The sequence below is a fragment of the Streptomyces composti genome (assembly GCF_012034205.1).
GTDB lineage: Bacteria > Actinomycetota > Actinomycetes > Streptomycetales > Streptomycetaceae > Streptomyces > Streptomyces composti.
Map to the genome: position 1 here is coordinate 63,462 of NZ_JAATEM010000024.1, position 21,384 is coordinate 84,845.

Here is a 21,384-nt window from a genome sequence, read left to right on the forward strand (position 1 = left end):
GAACGACCACCGGACGCCAGAGTGCCGGCAGCGGTGCGCGTCTTCGGTCATGTGTGTGAAAACTTCGTACGAATTCCGGCCAGGGTCCCGATCGGAGGGCACGGGCCCGGCGGGACGGTTAACGTCGGTGGCCGGGGCGCCCAGGAGCAGCCCCGGTCCGGGACCCTGACCTCGGGCCGGGGCTCAGGGCTTCCCGGTCCGGGGCTTCCGCTCAGGACTTCGTCCGGACCTTCGTCCAGTACCTTCGTTCAGGGCTTCTTCGCCGTGACCGTCCGGTAGGCGATCTCCGCGAGCCGCGCCTGCCCGTCGATGCTCGGATGGAACCAGTCCCAGCGGCTCAGCTGCGCGGTCCCGAAGCGGTACGCGTGCACCGCGCCGCCGTCGAACCGGCACCGCGGGTCCTCGGCGCACACCTCGGCCAGCACCTCGTTGTAGTCCTCGACCCGCCGGCTCACCGTCTCCCGCCGCTCGACGGCCGCCGCGTCCAGCGCGTCCGGATCGCCCAGCATCGACGGGCAGATGCCGAGCTTCCACACCTGCTTGCCCAGCGTGCTGGTCCGCCCCGTCGACCACAGCCGCTTCAGATCCGGCACGCTCGCCACATACACCTGCGCCTTCGGCAGCGCCGTGCGCAGGGTGCGCAGCGCCTCCTCGAAGTCGGCGCGGAACTCCTCCACCGGGGTCATCTTCGAGGTGCTGGACCGGCAGGCGTCATTGGCCCCGGCCATCACCGCCACCAGTTGCGGCTTGCGCCGCACCGCGCGGGCCATCTGACCGGGCAGATCCGCCATCCGGGCCCCGGTCACCGCGTAGTTCCAGCTGCGCTCGGCCGCACCCGCCTTCCCGAGCAGCCGCACGGCCAGGCTGTTCACCTTCTCGCTGCTGCCCGTCGCCCAGGACACCTCGGGGCAGTCCGTGAGCACAGCGCAGGCGTCGAAACCCGTGGTGATGGAGTCCCCGACCGCGGCGATCGAGGACGGGCTGGTGTCCCACACCGGAGGCTTCGGCCTCGGCGACGGCCCGCCCAGCCTCCCCTCCGTACCCGAGGGGGCCGGCTCGCCGCCGCCGGACGCGTCGCACCCCGCCACGCCGAGCAGACCGGCCGTCAGTACGGCCGCGACAGCCCGTGCGCCGCGCCTGAGCCTGCCCCGGTGCATGCTCGCCTCCCCGCGCGTCGTGACAACACCGTCCCCCACCCATTAACAACGCACGGGGGTTCCCGCTCGACCGGAGGGAACGCCCGGCACCCGTACAAGCGTCCTGCCGGGTGAATGGTGAACGTTTCCCGGCGCCGGGACCGACGGTACGTCACACTCCTTGCGCCGTCGCAGGGTAGCCTCGCCATCAACGTGGCCCGCCCGGCCACCGCCGCCAGCCCGTTGTCAAGATGTCCCGCTCAGCCCGGAGGTTCCGGTGACGACACGTGGAGTTCTGTACGTGCACTCCGCTCCGCGCGCGCTGTGCCCGCACGTCGAGTGGGCCGTCGCCGGTGTGCTCGGCACGCGCGTCAGCCTGGACTGGATCCGCCAGCCGGCCGCCCCCGGCACCTGGCGCTCGGAGTTCTCCTGGCAGGGCCAGCCCGGCACCGCCTCCAAACTCGCCTCCGCCCTGCGCGGCTGGCAGCTGCTGCGCTTCGAGGTCACCGCCGAACCGTCGGCCGGCGCCGAGGGCGAGCGCTACAGCTGCACCCCCGACCTGGGCATCTTCCACGCCGTCACCGGCATCCACGGCGACATCCTCATCCCCGAGGACCGGCTGCGCGCCGCCCTGCAGCGGGCCAGAACCGAGGAGACCGACCTGGAGGCGGAGATCGCCAAGCTCCTCGGCAAGCCCTGGGACGACGAGCTGGAGCCCTTCCGCTACGCCGGCGAGGGCGCCCCGGTCCGCTGGCTGCACCAGGTGGTCTGACGCCCCACCGGACGACCCCGCCGGCCGAGGACGCCCGTCACCGGCCCCGTGGAACGGCCGCCCCGGCGGCCCAGGGCACCCCCGTCACCGGCCCCGCGAACGCCCCATGGCCCGGCCTCCGCACGGAGACCGGGCCATGATCAGTCGGGCAGGCCGTCACACGGCCGTGCTCACACGGTACGGAACGCCAGCACCACGTTGTGGCCGCCGAAGCCGAACGAGTCGTTGAGCGCGGCGATCCGCCCGTCGACCGGCAGCTTGCGCGCCTCGCCCCGCACGACGTCCGCGTTCGCCTCGGCCTCGGGGTCGATGTTCTCCACGTTGATGGTGGGCGGAGCCACCCGGTGGTACAGCGCCAGCACGGTGGCGACCGTCTCGACACCGCCCGCGCCGCCCAGCAGGTGACCGGTCATCGACTTGGTCGCGGAGACCGCGATGTGGTCGGTGTCGTCGCCGAACACCTTCCGCAGTGCCTTCAGCTCGGCGATGTCACCGGCCGGCGTGGAGGTGGCGTGCGCGTTCACGTGCACGATCTCCGCCGGGTTCAGGTCGGTGCGCTCCAGCAGGTTCTGCAGCGCGTGCGAGATGCCCCGGCCCTCCGGCTCCGGCTGCACGATGTCGTGGCTGTCGGCGGAGATGCCCTGCCCGACCGCCTCCGCGTACACCCGGGCGCCGCGCCGGGCGGCGTGCTCGGCGGACTCCAGGACGATCACACCGGCGCCCTCGCCGAGGACGAAGCCGTCGCGGGCCACGTCGTAGGGGCGGGAGGCGCCCTGCGGGTCGTCGTTGTTCTTCGACATCGCCATCATGTTGCCGAACGCGGCGATGGGCAGCGGGTGGATCGCCGCCTCCGTGCCGCCCGCGACGACGACGTCGGCACGGCCGGTGCGGATCATCTCGATGGCGTAGCCGATGGCCTCCGCGCCCGACGCGCACGCCGAGACCGGCGTGTGCACGCCCGCGCGGGCGCCCACGAACAGGCCCACATTGGCGGAGGGGCTGTTCGGCATCAGCATGGGCACGGTGTGCGGGGAGACGCGGCGGACGCCCTTCTCCTTCAGCACGTCGTACTGGTCCAGCAGGGTCGTCACGCCGCCGATGCCGGAGGCGATGACCGCGCCCAGCCGGTCGGGATCGACGTCGGCGCCCTCCCCGGCCTTCGCCTCGAAACCGGCGTCGGCCCACGCCTCCTTCGCCGCGACCAGCGCGAACTGCGCCGAGCGGTCCAGGCGGCGGGCCTGCGGCCGGGGGATGACCTCGGTGGGCTCCACGGCCACGGGGGCCGCGATACGGACCGCCTGCTCGGCGGCCCACTCCTGCGTCAGGGGCTTGACACCGGAACGTCCGGCGACCAGGCCCTCCCAGGTAGAGGCTGCGTCGCCACCCAGCGGTGTGGTTGCGCCGATACCGGTGACGACCACGGTGCGATTGGTCGAGCTCACGGGAATTCTTTCTCCAACGGATACGAGGATTCGTACGGCGCCACCGCCGGGTGGCGGGGCCGGGGCTCCCGGCCGCCTCGGGCCGTGCCGCGCGGATCCGCGCGGACCCGGGCGGACGGAAGGCCCGGCAGGGCTCAGGCCTGGTGCTTGAGGATGTATTCGGTCGCGTCGCCGACGGTCTTGAGGTTCTTGACGTCGTCGTCCGGGATCTTGACGTCGAAGCGCTCTTCGGCAGCGACGACGACCTCGACCATGGACAGCGAGTCGACGTCCAGGTCGTCGGTGAAGGACTTGTCCAGCTGGACGTCCTCAACCGGGATGCCGGCGATCTCGTTCACGATCTCCGCGAGACCGGCGACGATCTCTTCCTGAGTGGCGGCCATGATGGCGCTCCTTCGTTGTGATTCCAGAGGGTGTGGCGTTGATGTCCGTGCCGGACCATCCGGTCCGGCACGGAGTGCCTAGGGGAGGGTAACGACAGTCGCGGCGTAGACGAGACCCGCCCCGAAGCCGATGACGAGCGCGGTGTCGCCGCTCTTCGCCTCGCCGGTCGCCAGGAGCCGCTCCATCGCGAGCGGGATCGAGGCGGCCGAGGTGTTGCCGGTGGTGCGGATGTCACGGGCGACCGTGACGTGCTCCGGCAGCTTGAGGGTCTTCACCATCGAGTCGATGATCCGCACATTGGCCTGGTGCGGGATGAAGACGTCCAGGTCGTCCGGCGAAAGCCCGGCGGCGTCCAGCGCCTCCTTGGCGACCTTCGCCATCTCGAACACGGCCCAGCGGAACACCGCCTGGCCCTCCTGCGTGATCGCAGGGAACTTGTCCACCGTGCCGTCGCGGTAGTCCGTCCACGGCACGGTCTGCTTGATGGTGTCGGACTTGTCGCCCTCGGAGCCCCACACCGTCGGGCCGATCGCGGGCTCCTCGGAGGGGCCCACCACGACCGCACCCGCGCCGTCGCCGAACAGGAAGGCCGTGGCCCGGTCCTCCAGGTCGGTCAGGTCGCTCAGGCGCTCCACGCCGATGACGAGGACGTACTGCGCGGAGCCCTCGGAAATCATGCCCTTGGCGAGGGTGAGGCCGTAGCCGAAGCCGGCGCAGCCGGCGGAGATGTCGAAGGCGGCGGCCTTGTCGGTGCCCAGCTTGTCGGCGATCTCGGTGGCGACCGCGGGGGTCTGCCTGAAGTGCGAGACCGTGGAGACGATCACGCCGCCGATCTGCTCGGCGGAGATGCCCGCGTCGGCGAGGGCCTTGCCGGACGCCTCCAGCGACATCGCGGTGACGGTCTCCTCGGGACCCGCCCAGTGCCGGGTCTCGATGCCGGAGCGGGAGCGGATCCACTCGTCGGAGGAGTCGATGCGCTCCAGGATCACCTCGTTGGGCACGACCCGGGTGGGCCGGTAGCCGCCCACGCCGAGGATGCGCGCGTACGGGGCGCCCTTGCTGGGCTTGATCTTCGCCATGCGGGAGCTCCTTAAGGGCGATCAGGCGGTGTGCTCGGCGATGAGCTCGCGGGCCGCGTCGAGGTCGGCGGGGGTCTTCAGGGCCAGCGTCCTGACGCCGGGCAGCGCGCGCTTGGCGAGACCGGTCAGGGTGCCGCCCGGGCAGACCTCGAGCAGCGCGGTGACGCCCAGCTCCTTGAAGGTCTCCATGCACAGGTCCCAGCGCACCGGGTTGGCCACCTGGCCGACCAGGCGCTCGAGCACCTCGGCGCCGGACGTGACGGCCTTGCCGTCCTTGTTCGACACGTACGTGACCCCCGGGTCGGCCGGGGTGAGGTCCGCGGCGGCCTTGGCCAGCGTGTCGACCGCGGGGGCCATGTGGTGCGTGTGGAAGGCGCCGGCGACCTTCAGGGCGACGACCTTGCGCACGCCCTCGGGCTTGTCCGCCTCCAGGGCGGCCAGCTGCTCCTTGGTGCCGGCGGCCACGATCTGGCCCGCGCCGTTGATGTTCGCCGGGGTCAGGCCCAGCTTCTCCAGGTGCGGCACGGTCACCTCGGGGTCGCCGCCGAGCAGCGCCGCCATGCCGGTCTCGGTGATCGCGGCGGCGTCGGCCATCGCCAGACCCCGCTTGCGGACCAGGCCGAGGGCGGCCTTGTCGTCGAGGACACCGGCGAACGCGGCGGCCGTGATCTCACCGACGCTGTGACCGGCGACCGCGCCCGGGGTGATGTCACCGAGTGCCGCGGCGGACAGCAGTCCGGCGGCGACCAGCAGCGGCTGGGCGACGGCCGTGTCGCGGATCGCGTCCGCGTCGGCCTTGGTGCCGTAGTGGGCGAGGTCGAGGCCGATGGCATCGGACCAGGCGGCCACACGGTCGGCGGCACCGGGAAGGTCGAGCCATTCAGTCAGGAAGCCGGGCGTCTGAGCGCCCTGGCCGGGAGCGACGAGTACGAGCACTCTCACACTCTCTCTTGGGGACGGCCGAAGCCGCCCGTGAGGACAGGGACGAAGAACACGAAGGGGTTTTGTGGAGCCCCGACAAAAGACTAGAGCTGGAGATCGCTATCGGCCAGACGCCCCAGGATCAGGGCGATGCGCAGCGTGAACGCGGAGCGTACGTCGGAGGGCGACCAGCCGGTGACATCAGTCACACGTCGGAGCCGGTAGCGCACGGTGTTGGGGTGCACGAACAGCATCCGCGCGGCGCCCTCGAGACTGCTCGCCTGCTCCAGGAAGACGCTCAGCGTCTCCAGCAGTGCGGCCCCGGCCTCCTCCAGCGGTCTGTAGATCTCCTCCACCAGCTGCTCGCGGGCGCTGGGGTCTCCGGCGATCGCGCGCTCCGGCAGCAGATCGTCCGCCAGCACCGGACGCGGGGCGTCCTGCCAGGCGGAACACGCCTTCAGACCGGCCGCCGCGGCCTGCGCCGACCTGGTCGCGGCCTGCAGATCCGGCACCACCGGGCCCGCCACCACGGGGCCCGGCGCGAACGGGCCGATCAGCGACTTGGCCACGGCCAGCGGGTTGTCGCTGCCGCCCGCGATCACCACCAGACGGTCGCCGAGCACCCCGGTGAGCACCTGGAGCTTGGCGTGCCGGGCGGCCCGCCGGATCGCCTCCACGGTCAGCTCGGAGTCGCCGTCCGGCGCGGTGCCCAGCACCACGCAGACGTGCTCGGGCGAGTTCCAGCCCAGCGCGGCGGCCCGCGAGACGGCACCCTCGTCGGCCTCGCCGCTGAGCACGGCGTTGACCACCAGCGACTCCAGGCGCGCGTCCCAGGCACCCCGTGCCTCGGCGGCCTGCGCGTACACCTGTGCGGTGGCGAAGGCGATCTCCCGCGCGTACACCAGCAGCGCCTCGCGCAGCACGCTCTCGTCGCCGGGCGCCGCCACCTCGTCGATGGCGGACTCCATCACCTCGATGGTGGTCCGCACCATCTCCACGGTCTGCCGCAGCGTGATCGCCCGGGTCAGCTCGCGCGGGGCGGTGCCGAAGACGTCGGTGGAGATCGCCTGCGGCGCGTCCGGGTGCCGGAACCACTCCGTGAACGCGGCGATGCCGGCCTGCGCCACCAGTCCGATCCAGGAACGGTTCTCCGGTGGCATCGCCCGGTACCAGGGCAGCGTCTCGTCCATCCGCGCGATCGCCTGCGCGGCGAGCGAGCCGGACGACTTCTCCAGCCGCTTCAGCGTCGCGGCGTGCGGATGGGCGGGCCGTGCGGACGAATGGGGCTTGCTGGTCTCTGGTTCGGGCACGGGACAAGACTGCCTCATCAGGACGGGTGCGTGTCGTGCCGGGGCCGGAGAAGGGCCGGAGAAGACGGTGCCGGGTGCGGGCCGGCACACCCCGCGGCACACCCGGGGGGCCCGGTCCTGGGCGGGCGCCGGCGGGGACTACCGTGGGGCGTGTGATGGACGTGCGGAGGGCCGGTGAGCGCTACCGGGGCGGGGACCCCGAGGCGGGGATCGAGAGCCTGCACGCCTTCTCCTTCGGGTCCCACTACGACCCGGACAACCTGCGCTTCGGGGCCGTGATCGCCTGCAACGAGGAGCGGCTCGCCCCCGGGGCCGGCTTCGGCGAGCACCCGCACAGCCACACCGAGATCGTGACCTGGGTGGTGCGGGGCGAGCTGACCCACCGGGACTCGGCGGGCAACGAGAGCGTGGTGCGCCCCGGGGACGTGCAGCGGCTCAGCGCCGCCTCCGGCGTCCGGCACGTGGAGCGCAACGACGGGCCGGAACCGCTGACCTTCCTGCAGATGTGGCTGGCCCCGCTGGAGCCCGGCGGCGAGCCGTTCTACGAGGTCGTCCGCGGCATCGCCGACGCCACCCCCTACGCCGTGCCGGAGGCGGGAGCCATGCTGCATGTGCGGCGCCTCGCGCCCGGCGAGCGCACCGCGGTCCCCGACGCCGCCCACGTCTACGCCCACGTGGTGCGCGGCGAGGTGACCCTCGGCGGCGAGCTGCTGGGCGCCGGCGACGCCGCCCGCATCACGGACGCCGACGGCCTCGAGGCGGTCGCCGCGGGCGCCCCCGCCGAACTGCTCCTCTGGGAGATGCAGCCCCCTGGGCGCTGATCAGTCCGCTCGCAGCTCCGCCAGCACCGCGTCGGTGAACGGCGGCCAGGCCTCGATCGCCCAGTGATCGAAGGCCCGGTCGGTCAGCGCCGCACAGGCCACGCCCGCGTCCGGGTCGATCCACAGGAACGTGCCCGACTGCCCGAAGTGACCGAAGGTGCGGGCGCTGGAGGAGGCACCCGTCCAGTGGGGGGACTTGCCGTCGCGGATCTCGAAGCCCAGACCCCAGTCGTTGGGGTTCTGGTGGCCGTAGCCCGGCAGCACGCCCTTGGTGCCCGGGTACTGCACCGTCATCGCCTCGGCGACCGTGCGCGGGTCGAGCAGCCGCGGCGCCTGCACCTCCGCCGCGAACCGCAGCAGATCCCCGACCGTCGACACGCCGTCCTTGGCGGGCGAGCCCTCCAGCGACGTCGAGGCCATCCCCAGCGGCTCGAGCACCGCCTGCCGCAGATACTCGGCGAACGGGATCTCCGTCGCCTTCGCCACATGGTCGCCGAGCTGCTCGAACCCGGCGTTGGAGTACAGGCGCCGCTCCCCGGGCGCGGAGGTGACCCGGTGCTCGTCGAACGCCAGGCCCGAGGTGTGCGCCAGCAGATGCCGCACCGTCGAGCCCTGCGGACCGGCCGGCTCGTCCAGCTCGATCGCGCCCTCCTCGTACGCCACCAGCACCGCGTACGCCGCCAGCGGCTTGGTGACCGAGGCCAGCGGGAAGGGCCGGTCGGCCGGGCCGTGGGTGCCCAGGACGGTGCCGTCCGCCCGTACGACACCCGCCGCAGCGGTGGGAACCGGCCAGTTCTCGATCGACGCCAGACTCTTCAACGACATGGCGTCGAGCCTAAGCGCTTCCGGCGCGCACTCCGGCAAGGGGGCCACCGGCCGTCGTCCCGGCCGATTTCCCGCCGGTCTCGCTTGCCTGGAGTGCACTCCAGGGTTCTAGCGTTGAGCTCATGACGGTGACGGAGACCACGGGCCCCACGACCGACACCTGCGCCGGACCACCGGAACACGGAGACCGGCGGCCGGACGGCGCGGACAGGTACACGATCAGCGAGGTCGCCGCCCTCACCGGGCTCTCGGCCCACACCCTGCGCTGGTACGAGCGCATCGGCCTGATGCCGCACGTCGACCGCTCCCACACCGGCCAGCGACGCTACACCAACCGCGACCTGGACTGGCTCGCCCTGGTCGGCAAGCTCCGGCTGACCGGGATGCCGGTCGCCGACATGGTGCGCTACGCCGAGCTGGTGCGCGCCGGCGACCACACCTACCGGGAGCGCTACGAACTGCTCAAGGCGACCCGCGAGGACGTCCTCGCCCGGATCGCCGAACTGCAGGGCACGCTCGCCGTGCTCGACCGGAAGATCAGCTTCTACGCGGACGCCGGGCAGCCCCCGGCGCTGGAGAGGACCCGATGACCGCCGAACGGATCACCACCGCACCCCTCGGCACCGACGGAACCCGGGCGGGCGTCCAGGGCCTCGGCTGCATGGGCATGAGCTTCGCCTACGGCCCCGCCGACGCGGACGCCTCCCGCGCCACCCTGGAACGCGCCCTCGAACTCGGCGTCACCCTCTACGACACCGCCGACATGTACGGCTCGGGGGAGAACGAGCGCTTTCTCGCGCCCTTCTTCAAGGCCCACCGGGACGAACTGCTCGTCGCGACCAAGTTCGCCCTGGTCCTCGACCCCGCGGACCCCGCCCGCCGCATCATCCGCAACGACGGGCCCTACATCCGCCAGGCCGTCGAGGCCAGCCTCGAGCGCCTCGGCGTCGATGTCATCGACCTCTACTACATGCACCGGCGCGACGTGAACGTGCCGATCGAGGAGACCGTCGGCGTGATGGCCGAGCTGGTGCGGGAGGGCAAGGTCAAGCAGCTGGGCCTGAGCGAGGTCACCGCCGACGAACTGCGTGCCGCCCACGCCGTCCACCCCATCGCGGCGGTGCAGTCGGAGTGGTCGCTGTTCAGCCGCGACATCGAGGCCAAGGTCGTCCCCGCGGCCCGCGAACTGGGCGTCACCCTCGTCCCGTACTCACCCCTCGGCCGGGGCTTCCTCACCGGCTCCTTCGCCGACGCCGACAAGGACCTGACCCCGGACGACTTCCGCCGTACGATGCCGCGCTACACCGGCGAGAACGCGGCCGCCAACCGGGCGCTCCTCGCCCCCCTGCGCACCATCGCCGACTCCCGCGGCGCCACCCCCGCCCAGATCGCCCTCGCGTGGGTCCACCAGCAGTCCCGGATCCACGACGTCCCCGTGATCCCCATCCCGGGGACGCGCAAGCCGGAACGCGTGGAGGAGAACACGGCCGCGACCCGCATCCACCTCACCGAGGAGGAGCTGGACCTCCTGGCCCCCATCGCCGCCCAGGTGGCAGGCACTCGCTACGCGGACATGTCCTTCACCTCCGCGGGCAGGGAGTAGCGCGACGTCCCCTCAGGGGCGCGGGGAACCGCGCGACCAGCCACCACGCACCCGCACGGGCCGCTGCACCGGACCCGGCAGCGGCCTACAGCTCCGCCAGCAACTCCGCCTTCTTGGAGGCGAACTCCTCGTCCGTCACCAACCCGGCCTGGTGAAGCTCCCCCAGGTGACGGATCCGCTCGGCGATGTCCGCCGGATCGCGCCGCGCCTGCGGCGCGATCCCCACCGGCACCGGCTCACAGGTCCGCACCGCGGCCAGCACCGCCGCCGCGAACGGCAGTGACTCGTGCACCGGCCCGTACCCGAGCCCGAACACCACTGCCGCCGGGTCCTGGTCCGGCTGCGCCGGACTCGCCCCCGCGTTCCTGCGGAGCAGCCGCAGATGCCCCTCGAACACCTCCGGGGACCGCCACTCCACTCCGCTCAGCTCGCCGACCGGGAAGCGCTGGTCGCCGGCCTTCCACTTCGCCGACGAGGCCCCCGTCCAGAACCACCGGAAGGAGACGGCGGAGCCGTCGAACGAGGCCTTTCCGTCGTACGCCTTGAAGCTCAGCGGCGGCTTGGGCGCGTCCACCAGATGGCGTTCCGCGGGGCCCGACTCGGTCAGCGCGGAGCGCAACTCGTCGGCGTAGTACTCGGCGAGTGTCTCCCGTTCGGCGGGCAGCACCAGGCGGTACGGGTCGCTGCTCTCCTTCAGCTGCCCGGCCGCCGCCTCCATCAGCGGGTCCGCTCCGGGCCGTGGCTCCATCCGCAGGACCACCGTGCCGCGTCTGCCCGGCGTGAGAGTCACTCCCTCGACCGCCTCCAGCGGCACCCGCCGCTCCCCGAGCGCCTGGAACAGCTTGGGTGTTCGAATCCCCCGTTCGTAGCGGATGAGCACGGAGTCGGACTCGAACTCCCAGGCGGCATGAAATCCGGCCAGTACGTCACCCATGCGGCTCATCGTATGCGGCACGTGCTTCTTCGTCCCCTCCCCGCGCAGACCGCAGTTTCTCCGTCTCTACGCGCGTCCGGATGCCGTCGTGGTGGACAAATTCGCCCGGCAGTCCCCGCTTTCGTCGGCGCAGTCCACCGAGCGATATGCGCCAACTCCGATTTCTGCAAAATTGCGCAGACTGTCCGTGTTCGGCTCGAAATATCCGCCGTGTCCCTTGGCTTGACGGGCCGACAGCACCCGCGCCCCGAAGGCGGGGGACACCGGATCGGCACCGTGGCCCAGACCGCCGACCTCCAGGTACGGCACGTCCTGCACCCAGTCGTCGGCGTCCCGCATCGCCCACACCTGCGCGGAGGTGCGCAGCTGGGAGGCGCGCTCCACGCGCATGCCGGGACTGCCGGCCACCGCGATGTCGGCGACCCGCGAGGGCAGCTCGGGGGCGGCCAGCCCGCACACCACGGAGCCGTAGCTGTGGCAGAACAGCGAGACGGGGGACCTGCCGGGCAGTCCGCGCAGCATCGCGTTCAGCCGCACCGCGCCGTCCTGCGCCCGCATCGCGGTGGCGGCGTCCATGCCCAGGCCGCTGGGCGCGGTGTAGTCGGCCCAGGCGATGACCGCGGTGCGGGTGCCCGGGGCCGCGTCGCGCTGCGCGGCGTAGAGGGACCTGGCCATGCCGACGGGGGCCGAGTACTTGCGGTGGGTGCGCTGGAAGGTGAGCAGATCGGTGTCGACGCCGGGGACGACCACCGAGACGCGTTCCGCCTTGCGGAGATTGCCGATGACCTCCGCGACCCGGCCCGGGCCGGAGGGGTCGAAGGCGAGGATGTGGCGGCCGGGGCGCATCAGCGCCTCCAGGCGGTTGAGCCTCCGGGCGGCCTGGCGCTTGCCCTCGGCTGTCAGGCGCTCGTCGTGGAGGCGTTCACGCTCGACCTCGCGGGCCTTGGCCAGGGCGAAGCGGTTGGCGCGGTAGCGCAGATCGACGGGTGCGCCGTTCATGTTGCCCACGGCGAGCGGGTAGCGGCGGGCGAGGGCGCTGCGCTGTCCGTCCGTGAGCGAGGCGAAGAAGCGGGACAGCCGGGACGGCGCCGAGTCCGGGTCCGGCAGCTGCCGCCCCGCTATCCGGCCGCGCTCCCAGGCGAGCAGCGATTTCTCCAGCTCCGTGGCCTCGCGGTGATGGCGCATGACGGTCCAGCCGGTGGTCGTCAGCATCACGAACACGACGGCCAGCGCCAGCAGTGCGCGCCAGACGTTGAGTTGCGGGGTGGTGTCGAAAGAAGTCACTGGGAGGACACACTAGGAGAACGAGACGGTCTCTCGTTAATCAAGTGACTGGTATCACGTTTCAGTGTGTCGGTACGGGGACCGGTGCGGGGCTCACCATGGAATCGCCCCCCTGTGCCCGCTCCCGGTCAGCCCGTACGCCAGTCCCCCGCGAGGGCGGGGCCCACCTGGTCCAGGTAAGTCGCCATCAGATCGCGCATGGCGGCGAGGCTCAGGTCCTCGCCCGCGGACCACACCCGCTCGGTGACCCGAAGCACTCCGCCGAACGCGGCGACCAGGATGCGCGGCCGGGGGTCGGCGTCCACGTCGAGTCCCTCACGCCGGGCGATGATGCGGGCCAGCTCCTCCTCCAGCTCCGCCGAGCGGCGCAGATGCGCGGCGAACAGCGCCGGCGTCGACTCGATGACCCGGTACACCCGCAGATGCAGCTCCAGCGGGACGACCTGCTCGACGGCGGCGTTGATCTCGTCCCAGCTGTCCAGCACGGACCGGCGCAGCGCCTCCAGGGGCGGCTCGGCGGGCGGGCGGGAGCGCAGCGCCTCCGCCACCCGGGACTCGGCGAGCCGCGGGACGAAGAAGGCCACCTCCTCCTTGCTGGCGAAGTAGCGGAAGAAGGTGCGCTGCGAGACGTCCACGGCCGCCACGATGTCGTCGACCGTGGTGCCCTCCCAGCCGCGGGTGGCGAACAGCTCGAGGGCGGCCCGCACCAGGGCGTCCCGGGTGCGCTGCTTCTTGCGCTCCCGCAGACCCGGCCGCGGCACCGCTTCGACGGCCCCGACCGTCTCCATGTGTTCCTCCTCGAACTGTTTCCCCAGCTCAGGCTAATCGGGTGTGGCGTGTCAGTTACCGACAGCTGAATTGGTTTGTCAACTGTCAGTCGCTGACATTAGCCTCTTCCGCATGACGAGTCAGACCACCATCGACAAGGCGGGGCCGGGAGACGGAGCACCGGCAGCCCCGTCGGAGGCGAAGCCGGGCGGGGGGCTGCGCGGCCACCCCTGGTTCACGCTGATAACCGTCGCCGTGGGGGTCATGATGGTGGCCCTCGACGGCACCATCGTGGCCATCGCGAACCCGGCGATCGGCAAGGACCTCGGCGCCAGCCTGGCGCAGCTCCAGTGGATCACCAACGCCTACTTCCTCGCCCTCGCGGTCGCCCTGATCACCGCGGGCAAGCTCGGTGACCGCTTCGGCCACCGCCAGACCTTCCTCATCGGCGTCGCCGGCTTCGCCGCCGCCTCGGCCGCGATCGGCCTGTCCGACAGCATCGCGCTGGTCGTCACCTTCCGGGTCTTCCAGGGCCTGTTCGGCGCGCTGCTGATGCCGGCCGCGCTCGGTCTGCTGCGGGCCACCTTCCCGGCCGAGAAGCTCAACATGGCCATCGGCATCTGGGGCATGGTCATCGGCGCCTCCACGGCCGGCGGCCCGATCCTCGGCGGCGTCCTCGTCGAGCACGTGAACTGGCAGTCGGTCTTCTTCATCAATGTGCCGGTCGGCATCCTCGCCGTGCTGCTCGGCGTGTGGATCCTGCTCGACCACCGGGCCGAGAACGCCCCGCGCTCCTTCGACATCGCCGGGATCGTGCTGCTGTCGGGGGCCATGTTCTGCCTGGTGTGGGCCCTGATCAAGGCCCCCGAGTGGGGCTGGGGCGACGGTGAGACCTGGCTCTACATCCTTGCCTCGGGCGTCGGCTTCCTCCTCTTCGCCCTCTGGGAGACGAGGGTCAAGGAGCCGCTCGTCCCGCTGACCCTGTTCCGCTCCGTGCCGCTGTCCGCCGGTGTGGTCCTGATGGTCCTGATGGCCATCGCGTTCATGGGCGGGCTGTTCTTCGTCACCTTCTATCTGCAGAACGTGCACGGCATGGGTCCGGTGGACGCCGGTCTGCACCTGCTGCCGCTCACCGGCATGATGATCGTCGCCTCGCCGCTGGCGGGCGCACTGATCACCAAGGCGGGCCCGCGGATCCCGCTGGCCGGCGGCATGGCCTGCACCGCGATCGCCATGTTCGGCATGTCGACGCTGGAGAAGGGCACCGGCAGCGGTCTGATGTCGCTCTGGTTCGCCGTGCTCGGCCTCGGTCTCGCCCCGGTCATGGTCGGCGCCACCGAGGTCATCGTGGGCAACGCGCCGATGGAGCTGTCCGGTGTCGCGGGGGGTCTGCAGCAGTCCGCCATGCAGATCGGCGGCAGCCTCGGCACCGCCGTTCTCGGTGCGGTGATGGCCTCCAAGGTCGACTCCGACCTGGAGGGCAACTGGACGAAGGCGGGGCTCCCGCCGCTCGGCCCGGGACAGGCGGACCAGATGGCGGAGGCCGTCCAGGTCGGTGTGGCGCCGGTCTCGCCGGACATGCCCGAGGCGATCGCCGCCAAGGTCACGGGCGTCGCCCACGACACCTTCATCTCCGGCATGCACCTGGCCTCCCTGGTGGCCGCCGGGGTCGCCGTGGTGGCGGTGCTGGTCGCGTTCCTCACCAAGCGGGGCGCGAACGCGGAGGCCGGCGCAGGGGTCGGCCACATCTGACGGACCCTCGGGACCGAGTTCGCTCGTCCGGGTGAACGCTTGCGGTGATCCCTCCTCGGGGAGGGCCCGCGGGTCACAGTGGGTCACGTCCTCCGCAAAGCCGGGGGGCAACGGCTGCGGCGCGCTGCTGGAGGGGGGCAGCGCGCCTCGCAGCATTCCGGCCGCCGTCTCCCGGCGGGCCGGCAGGCGGGCATGCACCGCCCGGTCCGGGCACCCGCCATGTCGAACACCGCGACATGCCAACGGATCACGGACGTCAGGGAGTTGACGACGGCGAACCTCGGCGGCGGCACCCGCGGGCATCCCCGTTCACTCGGTCGTGTCACTCGGTCGTGTCTGGTCACGGAGGGCGGAAGGGGACCGGGCGGCGATCGGCGCCGCCGGCGTCGTCTGCGCCCTCGCCGGATTCCTCACGCTCGGCATCGTGCTCGCCCCGGCGCCATGATCTGCGGCCGGCTCGCCATGGGGCAGCGGCTGGTCCGGCGCCCGCCCGGGGCCCGCGCCGGCCGCCCTCGTCCTGGGCACCCTCGACACCTCGCCGGCGTTTCTCCGGCTCGCCGGCACGGCCCCGCAGGGCGCCGGACTCCGCTGACTCCGGCCGCGGGCCGACGGCGGACAGCTCCGGACAGCACGAAGGGGCGGGCCCCGGCGCACTGCCGGGGCCCGCCCCTCGTCCGTCGCCGTCCCGGCCCCGCGGGGTCAGGCGTCGCCGCCCGCGGCCCCCGGATCGGCCGCGGAGACGTCCAGCAGCTGGTAGCGGTCGATGGCCTGCTTGAGCACCGACCGGTCCACCTTGCCCTCCCGGGCCAGCTCGGTGAGCACCGCCACCACGATCGACTGCGCGTCGATGTGGAAGAAGCGCCGGGCCGCACCCCGCGTGTCGGCGAAGCCGAAGCCGTCCGCGCCCAGCGACTGGTACGTCCCCGGCACCCAGCGCGCGATCTGGTCCGGCACCGACCGCATCCAGTCGGACACCGCGACCACCGGGCCCTGCGCCCCGCTCAGCTTCCGCGTCACATACGGCACCCGCTGCTCCTCCTCCGGGTGCAGCAGGTTGTGCTCCTCGCAGGCCACCGCCTCGCGCCGCAGCTCGTTCCAGGAGGTCGCCGACCAGACGTCGGCCCTGACGTCCCACTCCTCGGCGAGGATCTTCTGCGCCTCGATCGCCCACGGGACGGCCACGCCGGAGGCGAGGATCTGCGCCGGCGTCGAGCCCGAGGTGCCCTCGCTGAAGCGGTACAGGCCCTTGAGGATGCCCTCCACGTCCACGTTCTCCGGCTCGGCCGGATGCTGGATCGGCTCGTTGTAGACGGTCAGGTAGTAGAAGACGTCCTCGCCGTGCGGGTGCTCCTCGTCGCCGCCGTACATCCGGCGCAGACCGTCCTTGACGATGTGCGCGATCTCGTAGGCGAAGGCCGGGTCGTAGGCGACGCAGGCCGGATTGGTGGAGGCCAGCAGCTGCGAGTGGCCGTCCGCGTGCTGCAGACCCTCACCGGTCAGCGTGGTGCGGCCCGCGGTGGCGCCCAGCACGAAGCCGCGCGCCAGCTGGTCCGCCATCTGCCAGAACTGGTCGCCGGTGCGCTGGAAGCCGAACATCGAGTAGAAGACGTACACCGGGATCAGCGGCTCGCCGTGCGTGGCGTACGCCGAGCCCGCGGCGATCAGCGAGGCCGTGCAGCCCGCCTCGGAGATGCCGTCGTGCAGCATCTGCCCGTTCGGCGACTCCTTGTAGGCGAGCAGCAGGTCCCGGTCCACCGACTCGTACTGCTGGCCGAGCGGGTTGTAGATCTTGGCGCTCGGGAAGAACGAGTCCATGCCGAAGGTGCGGTACTCGTCCGGCGCGATCAGCACGAACCGCTTGCCGATCTCCTTGTCCCGCATCAGGTCCTTCAGCAGGCGGACGAACGCCATGGTGGTGGCGATCGACTGCTGGCCGGAGCCCTTCTTGACCGTCGCGTACACGGGGTCGCCGGGCAGCTTCAGCGGCTTGGAGCGGACCACCCGCGTCGGCACATAGCCGCCGAGCGCCTTGCGGCGGTCGTGCATGTACTGGATCTCCTCGCTGTCCCGGCCCGGGTGGTAGTAGGGCGGGAGGCCGGACTCGAGGTCCTTGTCGGGGATCGGCAGGTGCAGGCGGTCCCGGAAGCGCTTGAGGTCGTCGACCGTCAGCTTCTTCATCTGGTGGGTGGCGTTGCGGCCCTCGAAGTTCGGGCCCAGCGTCCAGCCCTTGACGGTCTTGGCGAGGATGACCGTCGGCTGGCCCTTGTGCTCGAGGGCCGCCTTGTACGCGGCGTAGATCTTGCGGTGGTCGTGACCGCCGCGGCCCAGGTGCAGGATCTGGTCGTCGGTCATGTTCTCGACCATGGCGCGCAGCCGGTGGTCGTCGCCGAAGAAGTGCTCGCGGATGTAGGCGCCGGTCTCGGTGGCGTACGTCTGGAACTGGCCGTCCGGCGTGATGTTCATCTTGTTGACCAGGATCCCGTCCCGGTCCTGCGCCAGCAGCGGGTCCCAGGAGCGGTCCCAGATCAGCTTGATCACGTTCCAGCCGGCGCCCCGGAAGACCGACTCCAGTTCCTGGATGATCTTGCCGTTGCCGCGTACCGGGCCGTCCAGGCGCTGCAGGTTGCAGTTGACCACGAAGGTCAGGTTGTCCAGGCCCTCCCGCGCGGCGAGGGTGAGCTGGCCCAGGGACTCCGGCTCGTCCATCTCGCCGTCGCCGAGGAACGCCCACACGTGCGACCTGGAGGTGTCCGCGATGCCGCGGGCGTGCATGTAGCGGTTCATCCGGGCCTGGTAGATCGCGCCGATCGGGCCGAGGCCCATCGACACCGTCGGGAACTCCCAGAACTCCGGCATCAGCCGCGGGTGCGGGTACGAGGACAGACCGTAGGGCGACTTCGACTTCTCCTGGCGGAAGCCGTCCAGGTGCTGCTCGGTCAGCCGGTCCAGCAGGAAGGCGCGGGCGTAGATGCCGGGGGAGGCGTGCCCCTGGAAGAAGACCTGGTCGCCGCCGTCGCCCTCGTCCTTGCCGCGGAAGAAGTGGTTGAAGCCCACGTCGTACAGCGAGGCGGAGGAGGCGAAGGTGGCGATGTGGCCGCCCACGCCGATGCCGGGCCGCTGGGCCCTGGACACCATCACGGCCGCGTTCCAGCGGGTGGCGTTGAGGATCTTGCGCTCGATCTCCTCGTTGCCGGGGAAGAACGGTTCCGCGCTGGTGGGGATGGTGTTGACGTAGTCCGTGCTGCGCATCTCGGGCACGGCCACGCGCTTCTCGCGGGCCCGCTCGATCAGCCGCAGCATCAGGTAGCGGGCCCGCTCCCTGCCGCGTGCGTCCACCGCGGCGTCCAGGGAGTCGAGCCACTCCTGCGTTTCCTCGGGGTCGAAGTCAGGAACCTGACTCGGAAGGCCGCCAATGATGATCGGGTTGCGATCGGATGCGGAAGCCACGCTGTTCCTTACCTGTCGAAGGGCCGTAAGGACGGCCGCTGCTTCGCTCTTGTCGCCGGACATGGCCGGGTCTGCGCCGCTCCCATGGTCCACCTCGGCGCGGTGTACGTCATCTCTACTGCGAGGTAACCCGTGGCCGGACCGGTGGGGGAACGTAAGGGGCGAACTCATTCGAGTCTCGTACCCGCAGACGGTTCCCAAACGCGCAAACTGGGCACAAAGGTGTGGTGTATGTCACCGCGAGCCATGATGGTGTGCCTGGAGTTGCGGCGACCCGGCCGCAAACGTCACCGTTTCGGCGGTCCGGACGGCCGGGTACTTGCGTGATCCGTCCCGCCCGTGTGGACTACGGCCAATGCTTCGCGCACGCGCGTGGCTGAGTTATTCCCAAGACATGATCAGGAGGCAACCCGTGAGCGCGACCGCGGACCACGCGGAGGAGCGGACGAACCCTGCCGCCAGGCTGGGGTTCCAGCCCGGGCAGGTGGTCCAGGAGATCGGCTACGACGACGACGTCGACCAGGAGCTCCGCGAGGCCATTGAGGGCGTCATCGAGAGCGACCTCGTCGACGAGGACTACGACGACGTGGCCGACGCCGTTGTGCTGTGGTTCCGCAACGACGACGGCGACCTGACGGATGCGCTGGTGGATGCCACCACGTACATCGAAGAGGGCGGCTCGATCCTGCTCCTCACGCCGAAGACCGGCCGTGCGGGGTACGTGGAGCCGAGCGACATCTCGGAAGCCGCGACCACGGCCGGCCTGACGGCGTCCAAGAGCGTCAGCGTCGGCAAGGACTGGAGCGGCAGCCGCCTCGCCACGCCGAAGGCAGCCAAGTCCAAGCGGTGACCCGGCGTCGCCGCCCGGCCGCCCGCCGTGGCGGCCGGCCCCGCCGGCGGCCCCGACGGCGCCGCCACGAGTTCCATGCGGCCTGAACGGCCATGACGTACCCGACGGCGGACGGGCTGACGAGGTCAGCCCGTCCGCCGGTCTTCTGCCGGCCCTGCGTAAGGTGGCCGTCGTCCGAACGGCCCACCGAAGGGGATGAACACCACGATGGCGATCCAGGTCGGCGAAAAGGCTCCCGACTTCGAGCTCAAGGACAACCACGGCGCGAGCGTGAAGCTCTCCGACTTCCGCGGCAGGAAGAACGTGGTGCTGCTCTTCTACCCCTTCGCCTTCACCGGCGTGTGCACCGGGGAGCTGTGCGAGCTGAGGGACAACCTGCCGCAGTTCACCGACCGCGACACCCAGCTGCTGGCGGTCTCCAACGACTCCATCCACACCCTGCGGGTCTTCGCCGAGCAGGAGAACCTGGAGTACCCGCTGCTGTCGGACTTCTGGCCGCACGGCAACGTCTCCCGGGCCTACGGCGTCTTCGACGAGGACAAGGGGTGCGCCGTACGGGGCACCTTCATCATCGACAAGGAAGGTGTGGTGCGGTGGACGGTCGTCAACGGCCTCCCGGACGCCCGTGACCTCGGTGAGTACGTCAAGGCGCTCGACACCCTGTAATTCTTCGGGTCGCGGCCCTGCGGCGGCCGGGAACCCCTCACTAGGATCGACTCGTTGATCCGACATCCACGCACGACGGGGCATCCCGCCCCAGGACACCATATGGAGGACTCGTGGGAGTCAGCCTCAGCAAGGGCGGCAACGTATCGCTGAGCAAGGAGGCGCCGGGTCTGACCGCCGTCATCGTCGGACTGGGGTGGGACGTCCGCACCACGACCGGTACCGACTTCGACCTGGACGCCAGCGCGCTGCTGCTGAACAGCTCCGGAAAGGTCGCGAGCGACCAGCACTTCGTCTTCTTCAACAACCTCAGGAGCCCCGACGGCTCCGTCGAGCACACCGGTGACAACCTCACCGGTGAGGGCGAAGGCGACGACGAGCAGATCAAGGTCAACCTCGCCGCGGTCCCGGCCGACATCGAGAAGATCGTGTTCCCGGTCTCCATCTACGACGCCGAGAACCGTCAGCAGTCCTTCGGCCAGGTGCGCAACGCCTTCATCCGCGTCGTCAACCAGAACGGCGGCACCGAGATCGCCCGCTACGACCTCTCGGAGGACGCCTCCACCGAGACGGCCATGGTCTTCGGCGAGCTCTACCGCCACGGCGCGGAGTGGAAGTTCCGCGCCATCGGCCAGGGCTACGCCTCCGGCCTGCGCGGCATCGCGCAGGACTTCGGCGTGAACGTCTGAGCCGAATCATCCTCGTTCCGTCCGGCGCCGCACGGTTTACGTGCGGCGCCGGACGCGCAGGACCACCTGAGAGAAGAACGCACCCCGGGGAGGGACTCATGGGCGTCACGCTCGCCAAGGGAGGCAACGTCTCCTTGTCCAAGGCCGCACCCAACCTCACACAGGTGATGGTCGGGCTCGGCTGGGACGCTCGCTCCACCACCGGAGCCCCCTTCGACCTCGACGCCAGCGCCCTGATGTGCACCGGCGGCCGGGTCATGGGCGACGAGTGGTTCATCTTCTACAACCAGCTCAAGAGCCCCGACGGCTCGGTGGAGCACACCGGCGACAACCTCACCGGCGAGGGCGAGGGCGACGACGAGTCCCTGCTGGTGGACCTGACCAAGGTGCCGCCGCAGTGCGACAAGATCGTCTTTCCGGTCTCCATCCACATGGCCGACGAGCGCGGCCAGACCTTCGGGCAGGTCAGCAACGCCTTCATCCGCGTCGTCAATCAGGCCGACGGCCAGGAGCTGGCCCGCTACGACCTCTCGGAGGACGCCTCCACCGAAACGGCGATGATCTTCGGAGAGCTCTACCGCTACCAGGGCGAGTGGAAGTTCCGTGCAGTAGGCCAGGGGTACGCATCGGGGCTGCGGGGGATCGCTCTAGACTTCGGAGTCAACGTTTCGTAAAGCCGGGTACGGCAGCGGGGGATACCC

20 protein-coding genes are annotated in these 21,384 nt (G+C 71.1%); 9 read left to right on the forward strand and 11 right to left on the reverse strand.

What is annotated here, in order from left to right:
- Window positions 1-248: 248 nt before the first annotated feature.
- The gene (locus HCJ93_RS20160) at window positions 249-1,157 is read right to left on the reverse strand and encodes an SGNH/GDSL hydrolase family protein (RefSeq protein ID WP_167997148.1); all 909 of its coding nucleotides are present in this window, start codon (window positions 1,155-1,157) and stop codon (window positions 249-251) included.
- 256 nt (window positions 1,158-1,413) lie between these two features.
- Between HCJ93_RS20160 and HCJ93_RS20165 the strand changes: the two genes are divergently transcribed.
- Complete coding sequence (locus HCJ93_RS20165; RefSeq protein ID WP_167997149.1) at window positions 1,414-1,908, forward strand: DUF3145 domain-containing protein; 495 nt, start codon at window positions 1,414-1,416, stop codon at window positions 1,906-1,908.
- A 170-nt stretch (window positions 1,909-2,078) separates the two neighbouring features.
- Here the strand turns inward: HCJ93_RS20165 and fabF are convergent, their stop codons facing one another.
- The 5 genes from fabF to fasR form a co-directional block, all read right to left on the reverse strand.
- A complete protein-coding gene (gene fabF / locus HCJ93_RS20170; protein ID WP_167997150.1) occupies window positions 2,079-3,350 on the reverse strand; it encodes a beta-ketoacyl-ACP synthase II in 1,272 nt (423 codons plus the stop codon).
- A gap of 134 nt (window positions 3,351-3,484) precedes the next feature.
- On the reverse strand, window positions 3,485-3,733 hold the full coding sequence (locus HCJ93_RS20175; RefSeq protein ID WP_004988657.1) for an acyl carrier protein: 249 nt from the start codon (window positions 3,731-3,733) through the stop codon (window positions 3,485-3,487).
- A gap of 78 nt (window positions 3,734-3,811) precedes the next feature.
- Window positions 3,812-4,813 carry a ketoacyl-ACP synthase III gene (locus tag HCJ93_RS20180; protein ID WP_167997151.1) on the reverse strand — a complete coding sequence of 334 codons (1,002 nt, stop codon included), beginning with the start codon at window positions 4,811-4,813 and terminating at the stop codon, window positions 3,812-3,814.
- Between the two features lie 21 nt (window positions 4,814-4,834).
- The gene (locus tag HCJ93_RS20185; protein ID WP_167997152.1) at window positions 4,835-5,749 is read right to left on the reverse strand and encodes an ACP S-malonyltransferase; all 915 of its coding nucleotides are present in this window, start codon (window positions 5,747-5,749) and stop codon (window positions 4,835-4,837) included.
- Window positions 5,750-5,838: 89 nt separating this feature from the next.
- Window positions 5,839-7,044, reverse strand: a complete 1,206-nt coding sequence (fasR, locus tag HCJ93_RS20190; RefSeq protein ID WP_167997153.1) for a fatty acid biosynthesis transcriptional regulator FasR — start codon at window positions 7,042-7,044, stop codon at window positions 5,839-5,841.
- Between the two features lie 155 nt (window positions 7,045-7,199).
- Here fasR and HCJ93_RS20195 point away from each other — a divergent pair, with 155 nt between their 5' ends.
- Entirely contained in the window at window positions 7,200-7,865 is a 666-nt protein-coding gene (locus tag HCJ93_RS20195; RefSeq protein WP_167997211.1) for a pirin family protein, read from the forward strand.
- On the opposite strand, the gene HCJ93_RS20200 is transcribed toward HCJ93_RS20195, so the two are convergent.
- Complete coding sequence (locus tag HCJ93_RS20200; protein WP_167997154.1) at window positions 7,866-8,690, reverse strand: serine hydrolase domain-containing protein; 825 nt, start codon at window positions 8,688-8,690, stop codon at window positions 7,866-7,868.
- A gap of 122 nt (window positions 8,691-8,812) precedes the next feature.
- Between HCJ93_RS20200 and HCJ93_RS20205 the strand changes: the two genes are divergently transcribed.
- On the forward strand, window positions 8,813-9,280 hold the full coding sequence (locus tag HCJ93_RS20205; protein ID WP_167997155.1) for a MerR family transcriptional regulator: 468 nt from the start codon (window positions 8,813-8,815) through the stop codon (window positions 9,278-9,280).
- Window positions 9,277-10,293: an aldo/keto reductase gene (locus HCJ93_RS20210; protein ID WP_167997156.1), complete on the forward strand. Its 1,017-nt coding sequence runs from the start codon at window positions 9,277-9,279 to the stop codon at window positions 10,291-10,293. Before HCJ93_RS20205 ends, HCJ93_RS20210 begins: the two co-directional genes overlap by 4 nt.
- An 85-nt stretch (window positions 10,294-10,378) precedes the next feature.
- Here HCJ93_RS20210 and HCJ93_RS20215 read toward each other — a convergent pair whose 3' ends face one another.
- The 3 genes from HCJ93_RS20215 to HCJ93_RS20225 all read right to left on the reverse strand — a co-directional run bounded on the left by HCJ93_RS20215 (window position 10,379) and on the right by HCJ93_RS20225 (window position 13,299).
- Complete coding sequence (locus HCJ93_RS20215) at window positions 10,379-11,227, reverse strand: DUF4429 domain-containing protein (protein WP_167997157.1); 849 nt, start codon at window positions 11,225-11,227, stop codon at window positions 10,379-10,381.
- 66 nt (window positions 11,228-11,293) lie between these two features.
- Window positions 11,294-12,511: an alpha/beta hydrolase gene (locus HCJ93_RS20220; RefSeq protein WP_167997158.1), complete on the reverse strand. Its 1,218-nt coding sequence runs from the start codon at window positions 12,509-12,511 to the stop codon at window positions 11,294-11,296.
- 128 nt (window positions 12,512-12,639) lie between these two features.
- Window positions 12,640-13,299: a TetR family transcriptional regulator gene (locus HCJ93_RS20225; protein ID WP_167997159.1), complete on the reverse strand. Its 660-nt coding sequence runs from the start codon at window positions 13,297-13,299 to the stop codon at window positions 12,640-12,642.
- Between the two features lie 112 nt (window positions 13,300-13,411).
- Between HCJ93_RS20225 and HCJ93_RS20230 the strand changes: the two genes are divergently transcribed.
- Window positions 13,412-15,031, forward strand: a complete 1,620-nt coding sequence (locus tag HCJ93_RS20230) for an MFS transporter (RefSeq protein ID WP_167997160.1) — start codon at window positions 13,412-13,414, stop codon at window positions 15,029-15,031.
- A 699-nt stretch (window positions 15,032-15,730) separates the two neighbouring features.
- On the opposite strand, the gene aceE is transcribed toward HCJ93_RS20230, so the two are convergent.
- Window positions 15,731-18,478, reverse strand: coding sequence for a pyruvate dehydrogenase (acetyl-transferring), homodimeric type (gene aceE / locus HCJ93_RS20235; protein WP_167997161.1), 2,748 nt, complete (start codon window positions 18,476-18,478; stop codon window positions 15,731-15,733).
- 412 nt (window positions 18,479-18,890) lie between these two features.
- On the opposite strand from aceE, the gene HCJ93_RS20240 reads away from it, so the two are divergent.
- From HCJ93_RS20240 to HCJ93_RS20255, 4 genes are all read left to right on the forward strand, one after another.
- Entirely contained in the window at window positions 18,891-19,328 is a 438-nt protein-coding gene (locus HCJ93_RS20240; protein ID WP_167997162.1) for a DUF3052 domain-containing protein, read from the forward strand.
- A gap of 207 nt (window positions 19,329-19,535) precedes the next feature.
- A complete protein-coding gene (locus HCJ93_RS20245) occupies window positions 19,536-19,994 on the forward strand; it encodes a peroxiredoxin (RefSeq protein WP_167997212.1) in 459 nt (152 codons plus the stop codon).
- Between the two features lie 113 nt (window positions 19,995-20,107).
- On the forward strand, window positions 20,108-20,683 hold the full coding sequence (locus HCJ93_RS20250) for a TerD family protein (protein ID WP_167997163.1): 576 nt from the start codon (window positions 20,108-20,110) through the stop codon (window positions 20,681-20,683).
- A 98-nt stretch (window positions 20,684-20,781) separates the two neighbouring features.
- A complete protein-coding gene (locus tag HCJ93_RS20255; RefSeq protein ID WP_167997164.1) occupies window positions 20,782-21,357 on the forward strand; it encodes a TerD family protein in 576 nt (191 codons plus the stop codon).
- Window positions 21,358-21,384 lie beyond the last annotated feature (27 nt).

What these genes read in the sequence shown, in the direction of transcription:
- HCJ93_RS20215 (WP_167997157.1), bottom strand. Translation starts at nt 11,227, where the DNA reads ATGGGTGACGTACTGGCCGGATTTCATGCCGCCTGGGAGTTCGAGTCC.
- HCJ93_RS20230 (WP_167997160.1), top strand. Translation starts at nt 13,412, where the DNA reads ATGACGAGTCAGACCACCATCGACAAGGCGGGGCCGGGAGACGGAGCA.
- HCJ93_RS20200 (WP_167997154.1), bottom strand. Translation starts at nt 8,690, where the DNA reads ATGTCGTTGAAGAGTCTGGCGTCGATCGAGAACTGGCCGGTTCCCACC.
- HCJ93_RS20255 (WP_167997164.1), top strand. Translation starts at nt 20,782, where the DNA reads ATGGGCGTCACGCTCGCCAAGGGAGGCAACGTCTCCTTGTCCAAGGCC.
- HCJ93_RS20175 (WP_004988657.1), bottom strand. Translation starts at nt 3,733, where the DNA reads ATGGCCGCCACTCAGGAAGAGATCGTCGCCGGTCTCGCGGAGATCGTG.
- HCJ93_RS20205 (WP_167997155.1), top strand. Translation starts at nt 8,813, where the DNA reads ATGACGGTGACGGAGACCACGGGCCCCACGACCGACACCTGCGCCGGA.
- HCJ93_RS20195 (WP_167997211.1), top strand. Translation starts at nt 7,200, where the DNA reads ATGGACGTGCGGAGGGCCGGTGAGCGCTACCGGGGCGGGGACCCCGAG.
- HCJ93_RS20210 (WP_167997156.1), top strand. Translation starts at nt 9,277, where the DNA reads ATGACCGCCGAACGGATCACCACCGCACCCCTCGGCACCGACGGAACC.
- HCJ93_RS20225 (WP_167997159.1), bottom strand. Translation starts at nt 13,299, where the DNA reads ATGGAGACGGTCGGGGCCGTCGAAGCGGTGCCGCGGCCGGGTCTGCGG.
- HCJ93_RS20160 (WP_167997148.1), bottom strand. Translation starts at nt 1,157, where the DNA reads ATGCACCGGGGCAGGCTCAGGCGCGGCGCACGGGCTGTCGCGGCCGTA.
- HCJ93_RS20245 (WP_167997212.1), top strand. Translation starts at nt 19,536, where the DNA reads ATGGCGATCCAGGTCGGCGAAAAGGCTCCCGACTTCGAGCTCAAGGAC.
- HCJ93_RS20180 (WP_167997151.1), bottom strand. Translation starts at nt 4,813, where the DNA reads ATGGCGAAGATCAAGCCCAGCAAGGGCGCCCCGTACGCGCGCATCCTC.